The organism is Rhodococcus sp. KRD197 (assembly GCF_017168235.1).
GTDB lineage: Bacteria > Actinomycetota > Actinomycetes > Mycobacteriales > Mycobacteriaceae > Rhodococcoides.
In genome coordinates this window covers 301,890-323,314 of the sequence record NZ_JABFAO010000002.1, presented here as the reverse complement: position 1 = coordinate 323,314, position 21,425 = coordinate 301,890, and the positions used below count along the sequence as shown (strand labels likewise).

Annotated in this window: 25 protein-coding genes; 9 read left to right on the top strand and 16 right to left on the bottom strand. The window is 63.9% G+C overall.

Annotated elements, in window-relative coordinates:
* Window positions 1–31: 31 nt before the first annotated feature.
* The 3 genes from J1M86_RS03760 to J1M86_RS03750 are packed head-to-tail and all read left to right on the top strand — an operon-like array spanning window position 32 to window position 1,507.
* Entirely contained in the window at window positions 32–712 is a 681-nt protein-coding gene (locus tag J1M86_RS03760; RefSeq protein ID WP_075837770.1) for an AzlC family ABC transporter permease, read from the top strand.
* Window positions 709–1,014, top strand: coding sequence for an AzlD domain-containing protein (locus tag J1M86_RS03755; RefSeq protein WP_206508873.1), 306 nt, complete (start codon window positions 709–711; stop codon window positions 1,012–1,014). The genes J1M86_RS03760 and J1M86_RS03755 overlap by 4 nt, the downstream gene beginning before the upstream one ends.
* 4 nt (window positions 1,015–1,018) lie before the next feature.
* The gene (locus J1M86_RS03750) at window positions 1,019–1,507 is read left to right on the top strand and encodes an SRPBCC domain-containing protein (protein WP_206508872.1); all 489 of its coding nucleotides are present in this window, start codon (window positions 1,019–1,021) and stop codon (window positions 1,505–1,507) included.
* Here the strand turns inward: J1M86_RS03750 and J1M86_RS03745 are convergent.
* The 9 genes from J1M86_RS03745 to J1M86_RS03705 all read right to left on the bottom strand — a co-directional run bounded on the left by J1M86_RS03745 (window position 1,483) and on the right by J1M86_RS03705 (window position 9,141).
* Window positions 1,483–1,959, bottom strand: coding sequence for a MarR family winged helix-turn-helix transcriptional regulator (locus J1M86_RS03745; RefSeq protein WP_206508871.1), 477 nt, complete (start codon window positions 1,957–1,959; stop codon window positions 1,483–1,485). The two genes, J1M86_RS03750 and J1M86_RS03745, sit on opposite strands and share 25 nt — an antisense overlap.
* The gene (locus J1M86_RS03740; protein WP_206508870.1) at window positions 1,956–2,576 is read right to left on the bottom strand and encodes a DJ-1/PfpI family protein; all 621 of its coding nucleotides are present in this window, start codon (window positions 2,574–2,576) and stop codon (window positions 1,956–1,958) included. Before J1M86_RS03740 ends, J1M86_RS03745 begins: the two co-directional genes overlap by 4 nt.
* Before the next feature lie 39 nt (window positions 2,577–2,615).
* A complete protein-coding gene (locus tag J1M86_RS03735) occupies window positions 2,616–3,548 on the bottom strand; it encodes a hypothetical protein (protein ID WP_241259530.1) in 933 nt (310 codons plus the stop codon).
* A 143-nt stretch (window positions 3,549–3,691) separates the two neighbouring features.
* Complete coding sequence (locus J1M86_RS03730; protein ID WP_206508869.1) at window positions 3,692–4,225, bottom strand: hypothetical protein; 534 nt, start codon at window positions 4,223–4,225, stop codon at window positions 3,692–3,694.
* Between the two features lie 556 nt (window positions 4,226–4,781).
* Window positions 4,782–4,961 (bottom strand): hypothetical protein, encoded by a 180-nt coding sequence (locus tag J1M86_RS03725; RefSeq protein ID WP_206508868.1) that lies wholly within the window; start codon window positions 4,959–4,961, stop codon window positions 4,782–4,784.
* A gap of 11 nt (window positions 4,962–4,972) precedes the next feature.
* Window positions 4,973–5,665 (bottom strand): hypothetical protein, encoded by a 693-nt coding sequence (locus tag J1M86_RS03720; protein ID WP_206508867.1) that lies wholly within the window; start codon window positions 5,663–5,665, stop codon window positions 4,973–4,975.
* 157 nt (window positions 5,666–5,822) lie between these two features.
* Window positions 5,823–8,039 carry a hypothetical protein gene (locus J1M86_RS03715; protein ID WP_206508866.1) on the bottom strand — a complete coding sequence of 739 codons (2,217 nt, stop codon included), beginning with the start codon at window positions 8,037–8,039 and terminating at the stop codon, window positions 5,823–5,825.
* A complete protein-coding gene (locus J1M86_RS03710) occupies window positions 8,036–8,320 on the bottom strand; it encodes a hypothetical protein (RefSeq protein WP_241259529.1) in 285 nt (94 codons plus the stop codon). The genes J1M86_RS03715 and J1M86_RS03710 overlap by 4 nt, the downstream gene beginning before the upstream one ends.
* Before the next feature lie 137 nt (window positions 8,321–8,457).
* Window positions 8,458–9,141, bottom strand: coding sequence for an MspA family porin (locus J1M86_RS03705; RefSeq protein ID WP_206508865.1), 684 nt, complete (start codon window positions 9,139–9,141; stop codon window positions 8,458–8,460).
* A gap of 714 nt (window positions 9,142–9,855) precedes the next feature.
* Here J1M86_RS03705 and J1M86_RS03700 point away from each other — a divergent pair.
* Together J1M86_RS03700 and J1M86_RS03695 are read left to right on the top strand one after the other, a co-directional pair.
* Window positions 9,856–10,290: a hypothetical protein gene (locus J1M86_RS03700; RefSeq protein ID WP_206508864.1), complete on the top strand. Its 435-nt coding sequence runs from the start codon at window positions 9,856–9,858 to the stop codon at window positions 10,288–10,290.
* Window positions 10,287–10,775, top strand: coding sequence for a hypothetical protein (locus J1M86_RS03695; RefSeq protein WP_206508863.1), 489 nt, complete (start codon window positions 10,287–10,289; stop codon window positions 10,773–10,775). Before J1M86_RS03700 ends, J1M86_RS03695 begins: the two co-directional genes overlap by 4 nt.
* Before the next feature lie 125 nt (window positions 10,776–10,900).
* Here the strand turns inward: J1M86_RS03695 and J1M86_RS03690 are convergent, their stop codons facing one another.
* Entirely contained in the window at window positions 10,901–11,257 is a 357-nt protein-coding gene (locus J1M86_RS03690) for a metalloregulator ArsR/SmtB family transcription factor (RefSeq protein ID WP_206508862.1), read from the bottom strand.
* Window positions 11,258–11,272: 15 nt separating this feature from the next.
* Window positions 11,273–12,517: an MFS transporter gene (locus tag J1M86_RS03685; RefSeq protein WP_206508861.1), complete on the bottom strand. Its 1,245-nt coding sequence runs from the start codon at window positions 12,515–12,517 to the stop codon at window positions 11,273–11,275.
* A gap of 131 nt (window positions 12,518–12,648) precedes the next feature.
* On the opposite strand from J1M86_RS03685, the gene J1M86_RS03680 reads away from it, so the two are divergent.
* Genes J1M86_RS03680 through J1M86_RS03670 form a run of 3 tightly spaced genes read left to right on the top strand, consistent with a single transcriptional unit; the run spans window position 12,649 to window position 14,561 of the window.
* A complete protein-coding gene (locus tag J1M86_RS03680; protein ID WP_206509129.1) occupies window positions 12,649–13,665 on the top strand; it encodes a DUF5914 domain-containing protein in 1,017 nt (338 codons plus the stop codon).
* Window positions 13,666–13,695: 30 nt separating this feature from the next.
* Complete coding sequence (locus J1M86_RS03675; protein WP_075837773.1) at window positions 13,696–14,130, top strand: helix-turn-helix transcriptional regulator; 435 nt, start codon at window positions 13,696–13,698, stop codon at window positions 14,128–14,130.
* 20 nt (window positions 14,131–14,150) lie between these two features.
* Window positions 14,151–14,561, top strand: coding sequence for a VOC family protein (locus tag J1M86_RS03670; protein WP_075837714.1), 411 nt, complete (start codon window positions 14,151–14,153; stop codon window positions 14,559–14,561).
* Window positions 14,562–14,694: 133 nt separating this feature from the next.
* On the opposite strand, the gene J1M86_RS03665 is transcribed toward J1M86_RS03670, so the two are convergent.
* The 5 genes from J1M86_RS03665 to J1M86_RS03645 are packed head-to-tail and all read right to left on the bottom strand — an operon-like array spanning window position 14,695 to window position 19,548.
* Window positions 14,695–16,194, bottom strand: coding sequence for an NAD(P)/FAD-dependent oxidoreductase (locus J1M86_RS03665; protein WP_206508860.1), 1,500 nt, complete (start codon window positions 16,192–16,194; stop codon window positions 14,695–14,697).
* Window positions 16,191–16,925 (bottom strand): class I SAM-dependent methyltransferase, encoded by a 735-nt coding sequence (locus tag J1M86_RS03660; RefSeq protein ID WP_075837774.1) that lies wholly within the window; start codon window positions 16,923–16,925, stop codon window positions 16,191–16,193. The genes J1M86_RS03665 and J1M86_RS03660 overlap by 4 nt, the downstream gene beginning before the upstream one ends.
* Window positions 16,926–16,936: 11 nt before the next feature.
* Window positions 16,937–17,170 carry an RNA-binding S4 domain-containing protein gene (locus J1M86_RS03655; RefSeq protein ID WP_075837715.1) on the bottom strand — a complete coding sequence of 78 codons (234 nt, stop codon included), beginning with the start codon at window positions 17,168–17,170 and terminating at the stop codon, window positions 16,937–16,939.
* Between the two features lie 36 nt (window positions 17,171–17,206).
* Complete coding sequence (locus J1M86_RS03650; protein ID WP_206508859.1) at window positions 17,207–19,402, bottom strand: cation-translocating P-type ATPase; 2,196 nt, start codon at window positions 19,400–19,402, stop codon at window positions 17,207–17,209.
* On the bottom strand, window positions 19,399–19,548 hold the full coding sequence (locus tag J1M86_RS03645; RefSeq protein WP_206509167.1) for a hypothetical protein: 150 nt from the start codon (window positions 19,546–19,548) through the stop codon (window positions 19,399–19,401). Before J1M86_RS03645 ends, J1M86_RS03650 begins: the two co-directional genes overlap by 4 nt.
* A gap of 237 nt (window positions 19,549–19,785) precedes the next feature.
* Between J1M86_RS03645 and J1M86_RS03640 the strand changes: the two genes are divergently transcribed.
* On the top strand, window positions 19,786–21,396 hold the full coding sequence (locus J1M86_RS03640; protein ID WP_307786517.1) for a cutinase family protein: 1,611 nt from the start codon (window positions 19,786–19,788) through the stop codon (window positions 21,394–21,396).
* The last annotated feature ends 29 nt before the right edge of the window (window positions 21,397–21,425 follow it).

The following is a 21,425-nucleotide window of genomic DNA, read 5'->3' as shown; positions in this document are numbered from 1 at the left end:
AACGACACTAGCATCGTCCACTATTATGTCCATGCGTTCGATATGGCGAACACCTCATCCCGCGACTCGCGATATCGCCCTCGTGTGTTTGGCCGACGGCCTGGTCGGGGCATCTTTCGGTGCCATCTCAGTGGCTGCAGGCCTCCCCATCTGGGTTCCGATCGCGATGTCGGTATTCGTCTTCGCCGGTGCCGCGCAGTTCATTCTCGTCGGAGTGCTGGCCGCGGGCGGCAATCCCATCGCCGCCGTGGCAAGCGCCCTGCTGGTCAACACGCGACTCGTCCCGCTTGGCTTCTCGGTGTCCGACGCCTTCACCGGCACCCCCTGGCCGCGCAAGATCCTCGGCATCCATCTGGTCACCGACGAAACCGTCGCGTTCACCGTCGCCGAGAGCGAACCAGCCGCTCGACGAACGGCATTCTGGCTGTGCGGGATCGGGCTGTTCGTCAGCTGGAACATCGGCGTCCTCGGCGGCGCAGCGCTCGGCGGAATCATCACCGATACCGGGGCGCTCGGCCTCGACGCCGCCTTTCCCGCCATCCTCATCGCCCTCGTGATGCCCGCGCTCCGCGATGCCGCGACGCGCACCGCAGCGGTCATCGGCTCCGCCATCGCGGTCGCGGCGGCAACCGTCCTGCCACCCGGCATTCCGGTACTGCTGGCCCTCGCCGGCGTGGCCGTCAGTCCCCTGATCACGAAGGTGAAGCCATGATCTGGCCCATGATCGCCCTCGCCGTCGGAACGCTCGCGTTGCGCCTGGTCGGGCCTGCGCTGCGCAGCCGGGTCACCCTCTCCCCGCGCGTCGAGCACCTGAGTTCGATGTCGGTGGCGGTGATCTTCGTGGCCCTGATCGCGACATCTGCTCTCGTCGTCGATCGGGGGTTCGCCGGGTTCGCGTTGCCCGCCGGAGTTGCCGTCGCCGCGATTCTGGCGTGGCGTCGGGCGCCCTTCGTGGCGGTGGTCGTAGCAGCGGCCGCGACGACCTCTGTTCTTCGCTACGTAGGTGTTGCATAGTGGGATGATGCAGCCCACCGGAATTCTGCGTCGCACGGCCGTCGGAGTCGATCTCGAATTGACCAGGACCTTCCGAGCGTCCCGCGAGGACGTGTGGGCGAGCCTCACCGAATCGGACCGCACTGCCGGCTGGTACGGGCCATGGGAACGATTGTCCAAGAACATGGTACGAGTGCAGATGGTGTTCGAGGAGGGCAAGCCCTGGTCGGAGCTGAAAATCGACGCGTGCGAAGAACCCACGCATCTGGCCGTATCGACATCGGAGACCGAGGGCGGCTGGAAGCTCGAGGTCACCCTCACCGAATCCGACGGCACCACGACCCTGAGTTTCGTCCACCATCTGACCGGCACTACCAGTATCGGTGATATCGGACCGGGCTGGGAGTACTACCTCGACATGCTGGTCGCCTCCCGTGAACACCGCCCGCTACCGAGTTTCGACCGCTACTACCCGGCGCAGGAGAACTACTACTCCTCGCTCATCCCGGTATAGCAGTCTCCTCGATATCGTCGCGACGCCTCGATGATGCTTTTCATCCCGGCCAGGACGCGACGAATCTCGTTCTCGCCGACTTCTTCCCCGACGGCATTGGCGAACGCGTGCTGGTCGGCTCGTAGCTTCTCCAACGCTTCGCGCCCTTTGTCGCTGGGACGCAACAGCTTTGCCCGACGATGTTTCGGGTTGTCGAGGTATTCGGCCCACCCTTTGTCGACGAGGATGTCGGCGGTGCGCTGCACACTCTGACGGGCTAGTCCGAGCCCGACCCGCCTGGCGATGTCGGCGACGGACAGCGGCTCTTCGAGCGTTGCGCCGAGCACCTGCCACCCGGCGGGCGTCAGACCTGCGGGTTCGGCGATGTTCTTCGCGGCGGCCAGCAGCTCACCGTTGAGTTCGAACGCCGGCAGAACCAAGTCTGTGAGTGCGTCCCCAGCGGGTGATCTCACTCGGCCCCCACGAGTTGGTCGTAGTACTTCTTCTCCCCCGTCGAGTAGAGGCCGTACCAGGCGTCGATGACGGGCTGTGGGAAGAGTTCGAGCGCTTCGAACACCGCCTTCGCGAACTCGAGAGGCGCTGTGCCGGGAGCAGTGACGAGGGTGCCGTCGGAGACGGTTCGCTCATCTCGGTAGTGCTGTTGCCCGGTGTATTCGGTTGCTGCAGCGAGAAATTCGGGCGCATTGCTGGTGTGCGGCCGGGAGTTCAGCGCGCTGTATCGCGCGAGACCCAGGGTGGCGCCGCAGATGGCGCCGACGGGGATTCCTCGACCCAGCAGGTCGACAGCGAGCGTCAGGACGTTCGCATGCCCTTCACCCCACGTGTTGCCACCGGGCAGGATCAAGGCCGCGAGCTCCGAGGTGTCGAGATCAGCCAGGTCACCGTCGGGAACGATGTGGACGCCGCCGAGGCTGGTGACGTCGCCGCCGCCGTCGGACAGAATTTTCAGCTGGTAGCGGTCCGGAGCCTGCTCGCGTGCCATGGCAATGCCGGCGACGAGGTAGCTGTACTCCCAGTCGGCCATGGTGTCGGTAGCGTAAAGAGCGATGGTCTTCACGAAGTCCTCCATTTGACAGTGTCCTGTCATGTTAACCCAGGAGGGCGACAATCAGGAGAACTGCGCGTGAAGTTCCGGTAGGAACCCGGCGAGGTGGTTCATCTCTTCCCCGCAATGCAGGAGCAGGTCTTTGGCCACCGACAGCGAGAGCACCAGATCTCTCGGATCGACCGATGCGCCCCGTCGAACAGCGCATGCGGCCTGCCCGAGGTTGGGGAGGTGCAATCCGCGGATGTTCAGATAGAACCGACTTCGCATCTCGCTTCCACCGTCGATCGGGCGCACCTGATGCGCGAGCCAGCCCAGATCGACCGGCACGATGCTGCTTCCGACCCGTCCGAGAATCAGCGTCTGATCCGGCGGCACGTCGAAACCGTGCGCGATCGGATCACGAAACTCGATCCCCAGTTGCTGCAGTTTGGGGCCGACATATTCGTCGACATAGGTGGTGTTGCCGACGTACTTCTGCTTGTCGGCGATATCGGCGCCCGTCAGGTCGTGCTTCAGCGACGCGTAGAGGTGCGCGTCGGGGTGCCACAGCTTGTATCGGGCGGCCTCGACGGAATGCCAGCCGAACCACCAATCCCACATCGCCGGCGTCACCCGCGGCATGACCGTCCTGACCGCGACGAACAGCACTCCACCTGCTTGACGGCCGTAGCCCGTCTCGATTTCCGAGTAACTGGACCGTCCCAGATCGGTATGCATCGCCGCGAACGGCGGAATCGACTCCTCGGCAAGCGGCGGCCCTTCGAAGGCATCGAAGACGTGCCGCGGGGCGGGAGTGGTGTGCTCTGCCATGAACTGCGCGTAGGGGCGGGTTTGATCCTGCGGCCGGTATCCCTGATAGCGAACGGCGCAATCCTGCGGCTGTGTGGATATCGGTGCGGCCTTGCCTCGCGGCGCCAACCCCACCGCCATTCCGACGGCCACGGCACCCGCAGCGATAACTCGACGACGCGTCGGCGTCCAATCTCGAAACATGAACCGAGGCTATGGTTAGTCGAAATCAGACGTCAACGAAACGCGCATGCGCCGTGACGTGCCACAATCGCCGAGAGCAGTCGGGTGTGGGTGGATACAGCCGCCCTGGTTTCGCCTTCGACTCCCGCGAGGTGCGTATCGCCTCAGGCGTGCTCACCGGGGATTGCCTGCCGTTCCGGGACGTGGTGCACGATTTCTTCCAGGAGAGCACTCCTGTCGCCCGTCCACCCGCCACATTCGAGGCGCACATAGCCATCGTGAAAGGGCGATGCTTCGGTGACGACTCCCGCCCACAGACGGTAGAGCGGCGACCACTGCGAGGTGTTCTCGACACGAGCACCGGGTTTCAGTACAAGGTCGAGTGCGTAGCGCCCACGCGCTGCAGGTTCGACCGATTCGATATCTGCCCACCGCACATATCCGCTGTAGGCACGGCCGAGTTCCATGCGAATACCATCGCTTTCGATGTCGATACGAAACCTACCGATATACCGCAGCGGCGAGAAGAAACTCGCACTGACTCCTGCAGCGCCCATCACCATCCACGCTTTGGCATTGAAGGAAATAACCTCGGATCTGCTTGCGTAGTTCAGCCCGATACCGATACACCCAAGACCAGTACTGACCAACGCGGACCACAGCCACAGTCCCGACGCCCATTGGCTGGGTGCAGTCATGGTGAAAGTGTTGCCGCTGCCCACGTCGTTCGCACTCGTTGCCGGCCGCGGGGGAAGGGCCGCGAAGGCAATCATCGACGCACCGAAGACGAGACTGCATAACGCCGCGAAGGGCCCCACTCTGAGTACGACATCCCATGTTGCCTCGTGCATTACCACTAGGCAAACCGCAAAGAGCCCGGGGCCAAGAATGACGCCGGTGGCTCCAAGCTGACGACGCCTCCTGGTCCACTGTGCATGTTGCGCTCTAACGATCTCCGCATTGGAGTTCACAAAATTTGTCCTTTACCCCGATCGACTCCACCCCGGCATCACCAGAGCTTGGAAATTGCCCACGCTGCACCGAAACCCATGGCCATACCTTCAAGCACGACACCGAATACAGTCGCGGCGGCCACAACCAGGACACCACGCTGTATCCGCCCTCTTTTGCCAATTGGATAGGTTGCTCGTTGCCGACCAGGCAGTAGAGCTCGAATGCGGCCTCTTCGGCATCGGGTCGATGGTTCCTGTAAGAACCTGTGCGGCTGAGGTATACGTCGAGAATGTGCAGCTTCTACCCTGCTCGCGTTGCCCGATGTTGCCGACGTCGTCGCCGAACGAGAATATACAGCGAACGAGCGGCAATGAACACCAGCGCGGCGAACGACGCACCCAACACGAACGCTGCCTCGGACAGGGCCATAGCGATCACTGCAAGAACTGCCATCACGCCCAGGGCAGCAATCGACATCAAGTCTGGACTATTCACGTATCCGCGGCTTCCGGGTCGAGGACGTCAGGTGTCGGGACGTGGTGCACGATTTCTTCCAGGAGTGCGCTCCTGTCGCCCGTCCACCCGCCACATTCGAGGCGCACATAGCCATCGTGAAAGGGCGATGCTTCGGTGACGACTCCCGCCCACAGACGGTAGAGCGGCGACCACTGCGAGGTGTTCTCGACACGAGCACCGGGTTTCAGTACAAGGTCGAGTGCGTAGCGCCCACGCGCTGCAGGTTCGACCGATTCGATATCTGCCCACCGCACATATCCGCTGTAGGCACGGCCGAGTTCCATGCGAATACCATCGCTTTCGATGTCGATACGAAACCTACCGATATACCGCAGCGGGGAGAAAATACTCGCACTGACTCCTGCAGCGCCCATCACCATCCACGCTTTGGCATTGAAGGAAATAACCTCGGATCTGCTTGCGTAGTTCAGCCCGATACCGATACACCCAAGACCAGTACTGACCAAACCGGCCCATAGCCACAATGCCGACGCCCATTGGGTGGGGGCGGTCATGGTGAAAGTGCTGCCGCTGCCCAGTTCGTCCGCACTCGCTGCCGGCCGCGGGGGAAGGGCCGCGAAGGCAAGCATCGACCCACCGAAGATGAGGGTGCAAAGCGCCGCGAAGGGCCCCACTCTGAGTACGACATCCCATGTTGCCTCGTGCATTACCACTAAGCAGCCCGCGAAGAAACCGAGGCCAAGAATGACGCCGGTGACTCCAAGCTGACGACGCCTCCTGGTCCACTGAGCGTGTTGCGCGCTAACGATCTCCGCATTGGAGTTCACAAATTTGTCCTCTACCCAGATCGACTCCACCCCGGCATCACCAGAGCTTGGAAATTGCCCACGCCGCAGCGTAACCCGCAAACATACCTCCGACCACTACAAAGAATACGGGTGCACCCGCTACTGCCAGGACACCACCTGCTGCTGCGGCGGCGACAGTTCCTCCCACATTGGTGGCCACCGATTCGGCAACGCTCGGCGGGTTTTCGGATTTGAGATCGGACGCAATTGCCGCCCCTGTTACGAACCAACCCAAGGCAGGGATGGGTTTCGCAAGGCTCTTGACGCCAGTCCATGCTCCTTGAGCCATCGACATCTTCTGCGGCCTTGGTGACATGTACTGTTCCGCCAACTGTCCTTGGGCATCAACGATTCCGCCGACCACGTTGAGTCCGCCGAATTGAGTGGTCCAGTTCGTGTCGTCTCCGCTGGACGGCTCAGCATGCGATGTCGTGCGTGGGATCATCGAGTTCGGAACAGGTTCCCACTGTTCGGTGTGCGGATTCCAGGCGGTGTTCATTTCGCTGTACTCATCGAACAGGTCGACGGGTTTGCCTTCCGAGTCCAACTCGATGAGTTGTCCTTCGGGGGTCAGCACCGACTGAGTGTTGTCAGGGTTGAGTGTGGTGGTGTAGTTGTCGTTGTTCTCATCGAGCGCGCCGGAGTGCACGTACGAGTTGGTTTGGTCTGGGTTGGTGATGGCCGAGTCGTAGGAACCGTCTTCGTTGGCGGTCCAATTGGCGGTCGAGGTGGTTCCGTCCTGGTTCCCCACCACGGTGCTGCCCGCGGTGTTCGCAGCGTTTGCCTCGGATACCGCATCAGGTGCGGCACCGGTGGTGGGACTGCCACTGATCCAGGTGTCGGTCGAGGACGCGTCCGCATCGACGTCGGTGTTGTTGTACGAGGCTGTGCCCCAACTGTCGTCGGACCAGGTGTTGACGTTTCCGCGACCGTCGTCGTTGGTTCTGGTGTCGGTCCAGGTGTTGTCCTCGCGGGTGATGCGAGTGTCGACAGCTTCCGCGTTTATCAGTGTGTGCGTTGCTGTTTGACCTCCTGGGAGGATTTCGGTCCATGTTTCGCCATCGGTCCGTCCGGTGGTGTCGACCATCCCGATGCTCTTCTGCGGAGGGTCTGCCAGGATTGGGTACGCTGACGCTTCGTCGGCATAAACCTTCTGGATTAGTCGGCCGTCGCGCACCTCGTAGTGTGTCGGGATGGGGGCTCCGTCGGCGTCGTACGCCCACGGCGCGTCGACTATAGACACCGGGTTGCCGTCTGCATCGAATACCGTCACCGAGCCACTCGGATTGACGGCAATGCGTCCACCGGGTGGTACATCCACCGGGATTTCCGCTTCGTGGGAGGACGTGTTGTCGTGGATGAGGAAGAACGTACGGAGTCCACCGCCGGGCTCGGAAACGGTGATCTTCGACTGCCCGCCCAGTGCGTATTGCATCAACGGCGAAGCGATCGTGGCCACGGCCTGGGACAGGAGCGACTCCGGTGTGCGCCCGCTCCGCGGTGTCCGCGAACCGAACGGTGAGCGGCGTCCACGGACCCCCATCCCCGCAGCGGTGAACCCTGCGGTGCCGATGAGGAGCAGTTCGAGGTAGCGATCGCGTCCGTTGTCGGCGAGCCCCGCCGGTGCGACGGCAGGCGTCGCGTCCGATTGCGCGGGCGCTTCATTGGCTGTCGCCGGCGATATCGGTCCGGGGTCTCGATCCTGTGTCGTTGCCACCGGTTCCGGCGCAGTCGGTTGCGGCGGTGCCGGTGTGAGGGCGGGGGGCGTCGACGGAACCAGCACACCCGCAGGATTGTCGACGTCGGACCGAGGAGGTGAGCCCGGAGGTTCCGGGTATGAGTCTCCGGGCACGGGGACGATGGGCGTGCCGTTGTAGGTGGGAAAGTTCGTCGGAGCATTCGCCCCGACACTGGGTCCACCACCCGGAGCTTGCGCACCAGGCATTCCGATGGTGGTCGTCGGCGCAACTGTCGCCGTCGACGATGGCGCTGTCAGGCACGGGTTGATGTACTCGGGTGGAATCGGTGAGCCCGGCGGCAGTGAGGCAATCAAGTTCAAGTAGATCTGATGATCACGCGCCCGTACCGCCTCGCAATCTTCTTCTGGGGTTGCGTACGCCGGAGCAGCAGTCAACGCGGCCCCGGCACCGATCACCCCGGCAACTCCGGTCAACACTGCACCGGCGGCAAGAGCCCCGGCAACCGACCGCCGCAGTGTCAGAGCCGATGTCACCTGTGATCACCCCTGGCGTCCGACTTCCGCCGCACGGTGGCGACGAGAGTGTCAGCCCCCCACCAGAACACCCGTCCCGCGATCGATATCCACAGGAAGAACGCCAGATAGACCACAATTGTGCCGTAGTCGGACGCCCAGGTGCCGAGCTTGTCGATCACAGCGAAAGCCGCGATCAGAAGTCCCAACCCGGCACTGGTGGCAATCACTGCCTTCGACGTCGCACTCGACTCACCGCTGCGGTTTCGGCCATCGAGTTGTTCGGTGTTGCGGACGGTCATTGCGAGCTCCAAAGGGTCGATAGCGCAGGCGGACAACAGCATTCCTGGACAGCGCTCCGCCGTTCACCCATGTCGGGCTACGGAGCAACTGTCAGCGATGAAGGTGTGAACAGGCGAGATGCCTAGCAGTCGAGGAGTCAGAGCCAGGTCGGGTCGGAGTACACGAACAACGTGTTGTCCGCCGTTGCCGTCGATACCGACAGCTGGGCGTACGAACGAATGGTGACCGGGCCCATGCACGCATCGATCTTCACGTGCACGTTCTCCACCGTGATGGACGCCTTTGCCGCTTCGAGGTCTTTCTTGCCCAACGGAATCGTCGTGATCGTGCCCGGGGCGATCGTGGTTTGGATACTCGGGTTCACCGAAGCGTTCACTCCGAGATTCACCGACGGGACCCCGGAAATACTCACACCCACCGAGGGCCCCAATGAAAACCCGAGACCCACAGCAAGTCCCGAACTCACATCGACCTGGCAACCGACCTGAAGTCCCTGCTCGACATACCCGGTCTTGATAGCTGAATCGCCGCTACCGGTGATCGTGCCCGTGACCTTCGCCGAGACGAAACCCTCACGAGTGAACGCCGTCGTGGCAAGATTCGGCACCGGGTTCGCCGACAATTCCGTAGCGGCCAGATCCAAAGACCAACCATCATCGGTGACCGTGTTGACGATCTTGTCGGGCAGCGCCGTCGGCGTCGCCGAGGCAGTAGTTGCAGAAACCAAGGCGGACGACAACGCAGCAACCGCGCACACCGCAAGCCCCGCCGCGGCCTTCGAACGGCGGCGAGATGATCGGGCTTTCGCTTCGGTTGCCATGCGACGCTCCTACATTCAGATCAGCAACCCTGCTGGTAGCTGAAAACTAGTTCGATCAAGCTACCGGAAAGTACTGACCGCGCTGTTCCATCTCGCGACCACGAAGCACCAAAACCCGCGATTACAAGGGACTACAGGTAACAGTTACGTCTCGACAAGCCCGTGAGCAGGGAGAGCGCCAAAGTTTGGATATGGCGGATATCACAAGAGATTTGCCCTGCTAACTACCGCACAGTTGCGCAGGAGGCCACTCATGCACGACTTCATTTCTATCGCGACCACGCAGCGAGATGGGCACCGTCTGCAGACAGAGACGTGAAATCGTAGAGCTTTCAACATCTATCGGCTCTATCTCTGAGCTCTGCGGGTAGGGTGCTTTCGCGCCCGCCTTGATCAAGCATGGGCGCATACGTCCCCAAGATCGACTAAAGACACTGGACCCCTCACGCCTCCAAGGAGATTCCTCGAATGCACGCAATACGATCACTGGCAATTCTGAGTGTTGCGGTGCTGAGCGGGAGCCTTCTCGTCGGCTGTGGAAGCGGTGACGACACCAATGGTTTGATCCTCGCGCCCAAAGACTTCCCGGAGGCTACCGAGTACTTGCTGTTTCCCGACGCTCGAGGCCTCGGTCGGTCACTAGTCGAGACTCTCGAAACAATGGTTTTCCAACCGCCGGAATGCAAAGCACCGCGGCAGGAGGAGGCACAACTCATGCTCGAGTCGGACGTTACGATAGCTGAAGCGAAAACTCCTGCAAGTACTTACTACGCGACAATTCTGGTGGAAAGGAGTGCGATAGCCCCGAGCTTGATCGAGGAAATGTATCTCGGAACGTGCTCGTCAGCGGTCGCTATTCGCACGATCAACGGCCAACCCGCCGAAAGCAGCGCCTATGAACTGACCCAGACCACCGGGCCAGACGGAATCTCAGCCGACCACGTCTTGGTCATCGAACAAACCGCCACCACTACTTCGATGTTTCCTCAGGACACGTCTCCGCCGCAGATGTTGTACAGCCGCACCGGTTATGCCTGGATCGGCCCGTACTTTGTCATTCTCGAACAGTCGGGAGCCGAACTGCCCCCGGAACTCCGGGCCGAGTTCGACCACTTGTTCCTTATCGCTATCGCAAAGGTTCCCCAATGACTAGATCTGCAAAACGTCACCATAGCAACGCTTCTGCCGTGTTCGCGCTGATCGCCACTACCGTGGTCGCGTCCATCAGCTGTACTGCAGGGAGCAAAAGAATCGAACTGGAACAGACCCTCGGGACGACGCTCGACATCGCGTTGGTGACCATCGGGTACCCCGATGAACTCCCCCTCGACCAATACGTACCCCAGATCGTGGCGCTCCGTGGCCCTGGCCAAACACATCCCACAGACCCGACGGCCGATCCAGCATCACTGACTGTCCTGGCTACGTGTGTTCTCGACCCACTGTCAGCGTCACTGACGGTGCCTCCTGATCCCGACGGACCGGAAAGCGTGGCCTTCGGGGTCATCCCCAACTCGTACGCCGACTCCGAAACCGTGGAGCGCGCCCGTAACAATGGATACACGAAAGAGATGAAGACCCAGGCCGTCAACTGTAACTTCACAGACCCGAAACCACCCACCATCGAGTACTGACACGCGCTGACTGTCACCTCTGGTGGAAATCCCATGTTCGCGAACCGCCAAAATCTCCTGCCGCTGCGGTAATCATCGACAAACGAGCTCGATCCAGCTGAAAACTCGGCCCGTGGGCTGAACGTCTATTCGTGCGGTGGCTCGCCGGTGGCCTTGTGGGCAGCGAAGTTGAGTCCCTCTCGGACGAGGCGGGCGAGGTGTCCGTCGTCGAGGCTGTAGATGACGTTGCGGCCGTCCTTGCGCGTTTCGACCATCCCGGTGAATCGAAGTTTTGCCAGATGCTGGCTGACGGCGGTGCGAGAGGTTCCGGTGGCGGCCGTCAGCGCGCTCACGTCCGCGGGGCCACGGTCGAGCAGCCAGAGGATGTGCAGCCGGGTGGGGTCGGACAGCATCCGAAAGGTGTCACTGGCCAACGCGAGTCGAGCGGCGTCTGGTTCGCCGTGGTCCAGGCTGGCCTGCGGCTCGTGCTCCGGTGCTGGCATCGACTTGTGTTCTCCCTAGGCGGAGGCGACGACGGAGATCTGGGCCGGACTCCACAGTCGTGCTGCGGACAATGTGGCAAGTGTAGCCAAGGTCGCCACCACCATCGCGGCAGCGACCTGGCCTCCCTGCGCCCCGATCCACCCGGCGGCCGGGTACGTGAACAGAAATGCGGCGTGCGATAACGCGAATTGCGCGGTGAAGATGGAGGTACGTGTGTGTTCGTCGGACTCGCGGCGCAGCACTCGGCCGGCAAGAGTACCGATCACCGAGGTTCCCACTCCCATCATCGACCACACCAGCCCGAGCGCCACCCACGCCGCGCCTCCCCCGGTTGCCGTCGCCGCGACGAGGGTCGCTGCCGCAGTGCCGCCGCAGGCCACACCGGCTCCGCCCAGCATCAGCCGCCGGTCTGAAACGAACACCACGATGCGCGGGATGCACAGCGCGGCGGCCATCGAACCTGCGCCGAAGAAGCCCAGAGCGATAGCGACTCCGGTGTTGGAACCACCGAGAAGGTCGCGAACATAGACCACCGAGTTGACCACGACCAGCGCCGTCGCGGACGCGACCACCACGTTCAATGCCAGCAACCCGCGCAGGGCCGGGTTGGCGAGGAACGCCCTGGTGCCATTGGTCGCACGCTGAAAGAAGGGCTCTACTTGTTCGGGCGCAGCATATTTGGGCAATACTGTCGACATCACCATGGCCGCGGACAGCACGAATCCCAGTGAGGTTCCGAGGAAGAGAGTGTGAAAGCCGATCACCGTGAGCAGGGCGGCGGCGAGGAGCGGGCTCAGCAGCGATTCGAGGTCATAGGCGAGCCGAGACAACGTCAGCGCCCGGGTGTACTGGTTCTCGTCCCGAACGACCGACGGGATGACGGCTTGAAAGGTGGGAGTGAACGTCGCCGACGCCGCCTGAAGAACGAAGATCAGCCCGTAGACCTGCCACACCTGATCGACGAACGGCAGTGCCAATGCCGTCGCCGCTCGAACTACATCCGCCGCGACGAGAACAGTCTTGCGTGGAAGCCGATCCGTCAGCGCCGACATTATCGGCGCGAGAAAAACGTAGGCGGCCATTTTGATCGCGAGTGCCGTGCCCAACACAGCACCCGCGGCGCTCCCCGCGATCTCGTACGCCAACAATCCCAACGCGACCGTGAGCAGCCCGGTGCCCACCAGGGCCACCACTTGCGCGGTGAACAGACGGCGAAACACCGGAAGTGCCAGAACACTGCCCGACGCGGAGTACAGCATGTCACCAACACTACATATGCGTGCGCACGTGCGCACTCATGTTCTATATTGAACCAGCCGCTTACACCGGCGGCACTGCCGCGTTCGGGCACAATGGAAACGTCGGTACCTCGAATGGAAGCGGGAACCTCATGGTCGCCTTGGAAGGGTTGCGTAAGCGCTGGCCGAAGAACCTGCCCCTGCAACCGCTTCCGTCGGAGGCATGGGCCAAGCAGGAACCCACCTGGAAGGGCGCCAACCCCCAGGTCATCGAATCCGCTCTCAAACGTGCGAAGACTCGCCCCAGCGGCAACTGGTTCGTGTTCGCGGCCAGCCGCGACATCGGTACCGACAAGCCGTTCGGCCGTCACATCGGCGGCACCGAGTTGGTTGCCTGGCGCGACGAGAACCGCGGCATCCATATCGCCCCCGGCGCCTGCCCGCACCTCGGCGCACCCCTGGACAAGGCGAAGATCGAGTGCGACACCCTCATTTGTTTGTGGCACGGCATGCCGCTCGGCCCGAAAGGCCGCCCCGGTTGGCGTCCCTTCCCCGCTTTCGACGACGGCATCCTCGTCTGGGTTCGGATGGACGACCTCGGCGGCGAGGAACCGACGCCGGTTCCCATCGTCCCGATCCGCCCACCCGCAGACACCAGCGTCGACGCAGTGGTCACGCTGACGGGTATCTGCGAGCCGGACGACGTGGTCGCCAACCGTCTCGACCCGTGGCACGGCGCCTGGTTCCATCCATACTCGTTCGCCCGGTTGAAGGTCATCGAAGCCCCGACGGACATCGACGTACCCGACGAGGACGACCGCTTCATCGTCGACGTCACCTTCCGCGTCAGCCGCGGCGTCGGTGTCCCGGTGCGAGCCGAGTTCGTCTGCCCCGGACCACGAACCATCGTCATGCGAATTCTCGAAGGCGAGGGCGCGGGAAGCGTCGTCGAGACCCATGCGACGCCGATGGCCCCCGGCCCCGACGGCAAGCCGCGCACTGCGGTCATCGAGGCAACGGTCGCCAGTTCCGACCGGCCTGGCTTCCAGATGGCCCGCAAGGTCGCGCCGCTGCTCCGGCCCGCGATGGGCTGGACTGCAGCGCGCCTATGGAAGGACGACCTCGACTACGCCGAGCGGCGGTACGCGCTCCGGTCGAAGGGGTTGTAGTTGCGGCTGCGCGGGTGCACGATTCCAGGTATGGCCCTCGGTTCCGCAGAAGCGCAACGGCTACGGAACATCGCGATCCTCCGGCGGGTCCACGATCGAATCGACCGCGAGTACGCTTCACCGCTCAACCTCGAGACACTCGCCCGCGACGCCAATCTGTCTGTCGGACACCTGTGTCGGGAGTTTCGACGTGTGTACGGGGAGGCCCCGTATTCCTACCTGATGACGCGGCGTATCGAACGCGCGATGACACTGCTGCGTCGCGGAGATCTCTCGGTCACCGAGGTGTGCTTCACGGTGGGGTTCTCCTCGCTCGGAACTTTCAGCACCCGATTCTCCGAACTCGTGGGGGTGTCGCCGAGCCTGTATCGCCGCGATCATTCTCAAGCTGCCTTCGGCATCCCGCCGTGTCTGGCCAAGCAGGTCACCAAACCGGTCAAGAATCGAGAAGCGCGGCCCCGATAGTCGGGGCTAGCGTCTCGTGCATGGACATCAGCATTCACTACGCATTCCTCCCGCAAACCGATCCCGAGGCCGCACTGCAGTTCTACCGTGACACCCTCGGTTTCGAGGTTCGCAAAGACGTCGGCTACCAAGACATGCGCTGGATCACCGTCGGCCCAGTCGGACGCCCCGAGACATCCATCGTGCTGCACCCACCGGCCGTCGACCCGGGCATCACCGACGACGAACGCCGCACCATCCTGGAATTGATCGCCAAGGGTTCCTACGGGGCGGTGACGCTGGCAACCGACGATCTCGACGGCCTCTACGAGCGACTCGAAGCCGCCGGAGCAGACGTGATCCAAGAACCCACCGACCAGGACTACGGAGTCCGCGACTGCGCCTTCCGCGACCCAGCCGGCAACCTCATTCGAATCAACCAACGCGACTGAGCTGATATCGACGGGCATTGCGAGCTGAGTCTGCACCCTTTTTGCCGACCAAGCACCCCCGTTCGGACGCGAATGGGGGTGCCAACTCTGCAATAGGGGTGCTAGGTCGGTCAGCCGGCTGACCGGAGCCGCCCTACAACTTCGCGGTCAGCCTCGCGATCGCGTCGAACACCTTGAACCGCCCCCGGACCGGCACGGTGTGAATATCGTGCCCCTGCACAGCCCACCCGGCCAGCAGTGTGTTGGCGGCCAGTAGTCCAGTCGTCGCTGCCCGTTCCATGAGTGCAACGGGCAGGTCGATGCGAATGCCGTCGCCGGCGAGAACCAGACCCGGTTCGGGGGTGCGGACGGTCGGTCGCGTTGCGAAATGCCCGAGCCCGAACATCGGGCAGTCGTCACGCCATTCCGATCGTGAAGCCACCACCTTTGCAGCAGCGGTTTCCGGGTAGATCTCGCGCATCCGCGCCATCAACTGCTCGCGGGTCTCGTCCTCGGAATCGGTGGCGGCGTACGCGTGCAGTTCGACGACCGATCCTCCGGTGCGCGAGGCCCATTCGGCTGCCTCGTCCTCGAAGAGTTCGAGGACGCTGATGTTGTCGATGGGATCCATGCCGCCGGTACCGATGAACGCCGGTCGGTCGGCGTTGACGGGCTTGTCCAACCACACTCGGTGGACGAGGAACGGCGGCGTGTTCTCCATCGACGCAACCCGGGTGCGCCACTCGTCGGTACCGAGACCGGGCGATCCCGCAACGATGTTCCGCAGTCCGCCGACATCGGTGGCGAGCACGACGGAATCGAAGTTCTCGCCGTCGACGCGGAAGCCGCGTTCGATCTTCTCCACGGACGTGCCTGTACGGATCTCGACGCCGAGCCCGGTGAGATACTCGGCCAGCGGGTTCCACAGTGTCTGCGGGTACGGGCCGGTCGGGACGTCGAAGACCAATCCCTCCGAGGAGCCGAGGAAGTAGATGTGGAACATCATCGCCAACTCGGCGGCGGACATCTTCTCGGGGTCGGCGAAGAAGCTGCGCGAGAAAACCCCGAAGGCGAGGTGACGGGCGGCCTCGGGGAAATTGATGCGACGCAGGAACTCTGCTGCCGGAACGTCGTCGAGCTCGGTGAACGTCTCGGGCACGCTCACCGTCATCAGTGGCAGCGCAGCCAATCCGTTCAGCGCAGTGAGATCCTTGAACTCGAAGGTCGGGCTGCGCTTGACGAAGGCGAACGCATTGAGCGGCGGCGTCGATGGCAGCCCCTTGAATCCGTCGATCCTGCCGGTGTGGTCGATCAGCGGGTAGTCATCGACGGCATGCAGACGTTTCAGTCCAGGATCGGTGCGCTCCAACAGGTTCCGCAGGTTGTAATACTGCCGAAAGAACGCGTGGAAGCCGCGGCTCATGGTGACGGGGGAACCGTCGTCGAGCGTCGTCGACCATCCACCGACCCGCCCACCGAGATAGTCCTCGCGCTCGATGACGACGACCTGGATACCCCGTTCGGCCAGGGCGGTCGCCGCGGACAGCCCAGCGATGCCGCCGCCGACGACGGCCACACGCGGAACTTTCGCCAGCGAACCGGCGTCCGGGTAGCCGTCCCCCGCCGGATGTATGACGCGTCGGCGGTCGCTCATGCGTTTTCCTCCGGCCGTGCCCCCAGGAATGTGTGTACGACGCCGTTCTGCCAGCCCGTCATCGTCTCGGTGTCCAGGCTGGTGAAGCCGGCTCGTTGCATACGCCTCGAGAAGGCCTTCACCCCGTCGAAGCTCGCCACGCTGCGCCACAGATGCTTGTAGAGCACGAGGTCGCGGGTGGCCGCATAGCCGAGCGGGATGATGATGGCCCAACAGACCAGCGTCCACACCATCCTGGCGCGCAACGAATCCTTTACGGAGTACTCGTGGAACGCGATGGACGAGCCGGGCTTCAGCAGCGACAACAACGACTTCAGCTCGGTGTCCGGATCGTCTACGTTCCTGATCAAGTACGCGGCGAGGATGGCGTCGAACGGGCCGTGGACACCGTTCTCGCGCAGGTCCTCGACCCGGCTGTGCACGAATGTCACATTGGCGGGCCACTGCTTGGCGCGGGCCATCTCGAGCATCTCGGAGGACGCGTCGGCGGCGATGATCTCGGCATGCGGCGCCGCGGCGAGCAATGCAGCGGTGGATGCTCCGGTCCCGCAACCGATATCGAGCAGCCGCAGCCCCTTACCTTGCCCGGGAATCCGCAGCCGCTCAGCCGATTTCGCCAGATGCTCGTGGTAGCCCGGGTTGGCGCCGACGAGTCGGTCGTAGGACTTGGCATCGTGGTCGAACGCCCCCGGCACCTGATCCCTCGGCAAACCGCCCTTACCGACACTCACCGCACTACCCTTCACAGTTCCCCCTCGTTGACGACCCGTGCGCTGGGACCGTCCTGGATCGACACGACGTCGCCCTGATGCAGTTGCCTGCCACGCCGGACATCGACCTCGCCGTTGACGCTGACCTGGCCGTCGGCGATGAAACCTTTGGCTTCGGCGCCGGACTCGATGAGGTTCGCGAGCTTGAGGAATTGTCCGAGTCGTATCGACTCGTCTCGGATCGGTACGTCCACTGCGTCAGCCATACCTCCATCTTGACCTATGTGGCAGACAAGTCGCCGCTATGCGGCTCGAAAACGTCGCAATCGGAGGCTGTTGGTCACCACGAATACCGAGGAGAACGCCATCGCCGCACCCGCCAGCATGGGGTTGAGCAGGCCCGCTGCGGCGAGCGGGATCGCTGCGACGTTGTATGCGAACGCCCAGAACAAATTGCCCTTGATCGTGGCGAGAGTCCTGCGCGAGAGCCGAATGGCGTCGCCGACGGCCCGGAGGTCACCGCGTACCAGCGTCAGGTCGCTGGCTTCGATCGCGACGTCGGTGCCAGTGCCCATCGAGAGCCCCAGATCGGCCGTCGCCAGTGCGGCTGCGTCGTTGACGCCGTCCCCGACCATCGCGACGACTCGGCCCTCGGACTGCAGCCGTTCGACGACATCGACTTTGCCCTGCGGCAGCACGCCCGCATAGACCTCCTCGATTCCGACGTCGGCGGCGATCTTCCTGGCAGCGGCCTCGTTGTCGCCCGTCAGCAGCACCGGCGTCAGCCCCAGCGCGCGCAGTTCAGCAACGGCCTGCTTGGACGTCGGCTTCACTGCATCGGCGACGACGAGGACACCTCGGGCCCGGCCGTCCCACCCGACGGCGACGGCGGTGCGGCCATCGTGTTCGGCCTCGGACATCGCCTGCTCGAGTTTCGGCGGAAGCGTCAGGGACCAGTCGGCCAGCAGCGATGCGCGGCCGAGTACCACGCCGCGGCCGTCGACGGTCCCGGTGACCCCCAGGCCCGCGGCATTCGCGAACTCCTCGACGTCAGGGAGCACGCCCTTTTCTCGCGCGCTCGCGGTGATGGCCTCGGCGATGGGGTGCTCGGAGCCGGCCTCGAGTGCGCCGGCGACCGTCAGGACGTCGTCGGCGTTCTCACCGTCGGCGACGACAACGTTGAGCAGCGTCATCTCGCCGGTGGTGACGGTGCCGGTCTTGTCGAGCACGACGGTGTCGATGCGCTTGGTCGATTCCAGGATCTCCGGGCCCTTGATGATGATGCCGAGCTGCGCAGCGCGGCCGGTACCGACCATCAGCGCCGTCGGCGTCGCGAGCCCGAGGGCGCACGGGCAGGCGATGATGAGCACGGCGACGGCAGCGGTGAACGCTGCCGCGACCGAGCCACCGGTGCCGAGCCAGAATCCGAGCGTCGCCGCCGCGATAGCGATGACGACGGGGACGAAGATGCCCGAGATCCTGTCGGCGAGGCGCTGCACTTGCGCCTTTCCGGTCTGGGCGTCCTCGACGAGCTTGGCCATCTGCGCGAGCTGAGTGTCGGACCCGACGCGCGTGGCCTTCACCACCAGGCGTCCGCCGACATTGACGGTGGCACCGACAACCGTGTCACCCGCGGCGACCTCGACGGGTACCGATTCACCCGTCAGCATCGAGGCATCGACGGCCGAGGCGCCCGATTCGACGACGCCGTCCGTCGCGATCTTCTCGCCCGGACGCACGAGAAACACGTCGCCGACGGCCAGGTCACCGACGGGAATCTGCGTTTCGACGCCGTCGCGTAGAACGGTCACGTCCTTGGCTCCGAGGTCGAGGAGGGCGCGCAGCGCGGCGCCTGCCTGACGCTTGGACCGCGACTCGAAGTATCGGCCGGCGAGAATGAACGTGGTGACGCCTGCCGCCGCTTCGAGATAGATGTTGGACGAACCGTCCATGCGCGCGATGGTCAGCTCGAACGGATGCTTCATGCCCGGCGTGCCCGCGGTGCCGAAGAACAGGGCATAGAGCGACCAGCCCAGCGCTGCGAGGGTGCCCATCGACACGAGTGTGTCCATGGTGGATGTGCCGTGCCGCAGGTTGGTCCACGCCGCTCGGTGGAACGGCCACGCGCCCCAGACGACGACCGGGGCCGCGAGCGTCAATGACAGCCACTGCCAGTTGGTGAACTGCAGGGCCGGCACCATCGCCATGGCAATGACCGGAACCGACAGAACAGCCGAGACGATCAAGCGCTGCCGGAGCGGATCGGGGGCCTCGGTGTCGGGCTCAGGCTCGGCGGCAGGCAGCGTCGCGGTGTATCCCGCTGCCTCGACGGCCTTGATCAGATCCTCGGTGGGGACGCCCTCGGCCTGCACACGCGCCTTCTCCGTCGCGTAGTTCACCGTCGCGGTCACGCCGTCGAGTTTGTTGAGCTTGCGTTCGATGCGATTGGCGCAGGACGCGCACGTCATGCCGCCCAGAATCAGTTCTGTCTCGGTCATGCCCCGCTCATCTCATGGTATGTCGGCGCGTGGTCGGCCGGCGCTTGGTCGCCGATCGGCCCAACCGCACTGCCGATCAGATACGCGGCAAAGAACACCAGTGCTATTGCTGCGGCGAATCCGACGAGCTTGACCGTCGTGTTCATGTCCATCACCCTTTCCTGTCACGCATTTCTACCATACCCCCCTAGGGTATCTACGCAACGGTCTCCCGCTAGAGCTGTAACGCACAAGGCAGTCACCGCGACAACCGGTGTAGCTCACGCGACACGCGTGGGCAGGGTCGGTTCGGGGCCAACTGATTGGGTAACTGGATGTCTTCACACGCTTCGAATCGCGGCTTCTCAGGTCGCCGGCGCCTCGCCACGAGTGCAGTTGCCCTCGTGTCGCTGGGAGCGCTGGCTGTCGGTGCCGCGGTGCTCACCACCAATACCATCTCGACTTCCGACTCCGACGTGGAGCTCGCATCCACATCGACGTGCTACGACATGGTCACCGTCTCCGTCGGCGGGCGCAACGACACCCCCACCGACCAGACCAAAATGCTCACATTGCCCGACGGCACGCGCCTACCCGCGGCGCTCGCGGACGACTTCGACAGCCCCTGGGTCGATCGCATCATCGACGCTCCCGGTGGCGCCGTCGGGCAAGGCTCGTACGCGGCGGTCTACGTCGAGTACCCGGCCGACATGGCCTCGTACGAGAACGCCGTGACCACAGGCGTCACCAACACCAACACGGTCATCAACGCCATCTCCACAGCGTGCCCCGATACCCGCTTCGCCATTGTCGGCTACAGCGAAGGCGCCGACGTCACCCGTCGCGCCGCGATGGAGATCGGCAATCAGACCGCGGGGGCCGATGGCAAGTACGCAATCGTCGACCCCAACAGCGTCGTCGGCGTCGTCATCCTCGCCGACGCCGGTCGCGGCGCCGGAGACAACCCGTTCCCCGGCTCGGCCTCGGGAACCAACCCGGACGGGTTCGACCCCAAGTATCAGAACAGCACATCCGGCCCGGCCGGCGCCGGTGCCCTCCCCGGCACCGCAGGCGGCTTCGGACGCCTCGACGGGCGGGTCGCGTCGTTCTGCTCCGAGGGCGACCTGACCTGCGCGATGCCCGAGAACACCTCGTTGCTGCATCTCGCCGCCAACGTCGGCCGCCAGCTCAATGTCGACGCCCTCGAACGCGAGCAACTGACACCCGCCACCGGAGCCGATCTGGCGATGGTCATCGGCGGCATCGCGATGGCCGCCTTCAACGACATCGCCCGTCAGGACAACTGGCTCGCGGGCGACGAGACGTTCCTCGACGTACTCATCAAGGTCTCCGAGCCCGGCTACACCCCGGCCGACCCGACGACCAAGGTGGCCGCGGAAGCCAAGAACGACGAGGATGGCGAACCTCTTCCCGCCGAGAAGGCCGTCGGACTCGCGTACCTGCCGTCGAAGATCGCCAAGGAGATCATCGGCTTCATCGGATCCAACACCAACACCGTCCCGGTGCTGATGAACGACCCGTACGGTCTGACGCTCGGGCCGGATACGGGGCACCACTTCGACTACTGGCGTGACTCCGACCCGGCCAACGGCAAGCCGATGACCTCGGCCGAGTACGCCGCAGCGTGGCTGACGCAGCTCGCGAAGGACGCCGAGGCCGGCAAGCCGATCGAGTCCACCGAGGTGCAGCACCAGGCTCGTCTGGCAGTGCTGTCCGAGACCACCACCATGGCCGCCCCGTCCTCGGCCTCAGCGTCTCCGACACCCACGACAGTCTTGCCGACCACGGTCGCGCCGTTCGTGGCGGGCGAGCCTGTCCCCGGCGTCCCCGCACCGGTCGTTCCAGTTGCACCACCTGTCGACGGCCAAGCGCCCGTCGTAGGAGTCGAGGGTGCTCCGATCGACGGAAGCGTCGTCGCGACCCCGGAAGTTACGGGCACGCCGGCCCCGACCACCACGGCCGTCCCGACCACCACGGTGACGCCCGCTCCCTGATCCGACAAAACCGATACTCGGCGCCCACC

Bases quoted from the DNA above. Each gene is read 5' to 3' on its own strand.
- J1M86_RS03760 (WP_075837770.1), top strand. From the start codon at position 32: ATGCGTTCGATATGGCGAACACCTCATCCCGCGACTCGCGATATCGCC.
- J1M86_RS03755 (WP_206508873.1), top strand. From the start codon at position 709: ATGATCTGGCCCATGATCGCCCTCGCCGTCGGAACGCTCGCGTTGCGC.
- J1M86_RS03750 (WP_206508872.1), top strand. From the start codon at position 1,019: ATGATGCAGCCCACCGGAATTCTGCGTCGCACGGCCGTCGGAGTCGAT.
- J1M86_RS03740 (WP_206508870.1), bottom strand. From the start codon at position 2,576: ATGGAGGACTTCGTGAAGACCATCGCTCTTTACGCTACCGACACCATG.
- J1M86_RS03735 (WP_241259530.1), bottom strand. From the start codon at position 3,548: ATGTTTCGAGATTGGACGCCGACGCGTCGTCGAGTTATCGCTGCGGGT.
- J1M86_RS03730 (WP_206508869.1), bottom strand. From the start codon at position 4,225: ATGACTGCACCCAGCCAATGGGCGTCGGGACTGTGGCTGTGGTCCGCG.
- J1M86_RS03720 (WP_206508867.1), bottom strand. From the start codon at position 5,665: ATGCACGAGGCAACATGGGATGTCGTACTCAGAGTGGGGCCCTTCGCG.
- J1M86_RS03710 (WP_241259529.1), bottom strand. From the start codon at position 8,320: ATGACCGTCCGCAACACCGAACAACTCGATGGCCGAAACCGCAGCGGT.
- J1M86_RS03705 (WP_206508865.1), bottom strand. From the start codon at position 9,141: ATGGCAACCGAAGCGAAAGCCCGATCATCTCGCCGCCGTTCGAAGGCC.
- J1M86_RS03700 (WP_206508864.1), top strand. From the start codon at position 9,856: ATGCTCGAGTCGGACGTTACGATAGCTGAAGCGAAAACTCCTGCAAGT.
- J1M86_RS03695 (WP_206508863.1), top strand. From the start codon at position 10,287: ATGACTAGATCTGCAAAACGTCACCATAGCAACGCTTCTGCCGTGTTC.
- J1M86_RS03690 (WP_206508862.1), bottom strand. From the start codon at position 11,257: ATGCCAGCACCGGAGCACGAGCCGCAGGCCAGCCTGGACCACGGCGAA.
- J1M86_RS03685 (WP_206508861.1), bottom strand. From the start codon at position 12,517: ATGCTGTACTCCGCGTCGGGCAGTGTTCTGGCACTTCCGGTGTTTCGC.
- J1M86_RS03680 (WP_206509129.1), top strand. From the start codon at position 12,649: ATGGTCGCCTTGGAAGGGTTGCGTAAGCGCTGGCCGAAGAACCTGCCC.
- J1M86_RS03675 (WP_075837773.1), top strand. From the start codon at position 13,696: ATGGCCCTCGGTTCCGCAGAAGCGCAACGGCTACGGAACATCGCGATC.
- J1M86_RS03670 (WP_075837714.1), top strand. From the start codon at position 14,151: ATGGACATCAGCATTCACTACGCATTCCTCCCGCAAACCGATCCCGAG.
- J1M86_RS03665 (WP_206508860.1), bottom strand. From the start codon at position 16,194: ATGAGCGACCGCCGACGCGTCATACATCCGGCGGGGGACGGCTACCCG.
- J1M86_RS03655 (WP_075837715.1), bottom strand. From the start codon at position 17,170: ATGGCTGACGCAGTGGACGTACCGATCCGAGACGAGTCGATACGACTC.
- J1M86_RS03650 (WP_206508859.1), bottom strand. From the start codon at position 19,402: ATGACCGAGACAGAACTGATTCTGGGCGGCATGACGTGCGCGTCCTGC.
- J1M86_RS03645 (WP_206509167.1), bottom strand. From the start codon at position 19,548: ATGAACACGACGGTCAAGCTCGTCGGATTCGCCGCAGCAATAGCACTG.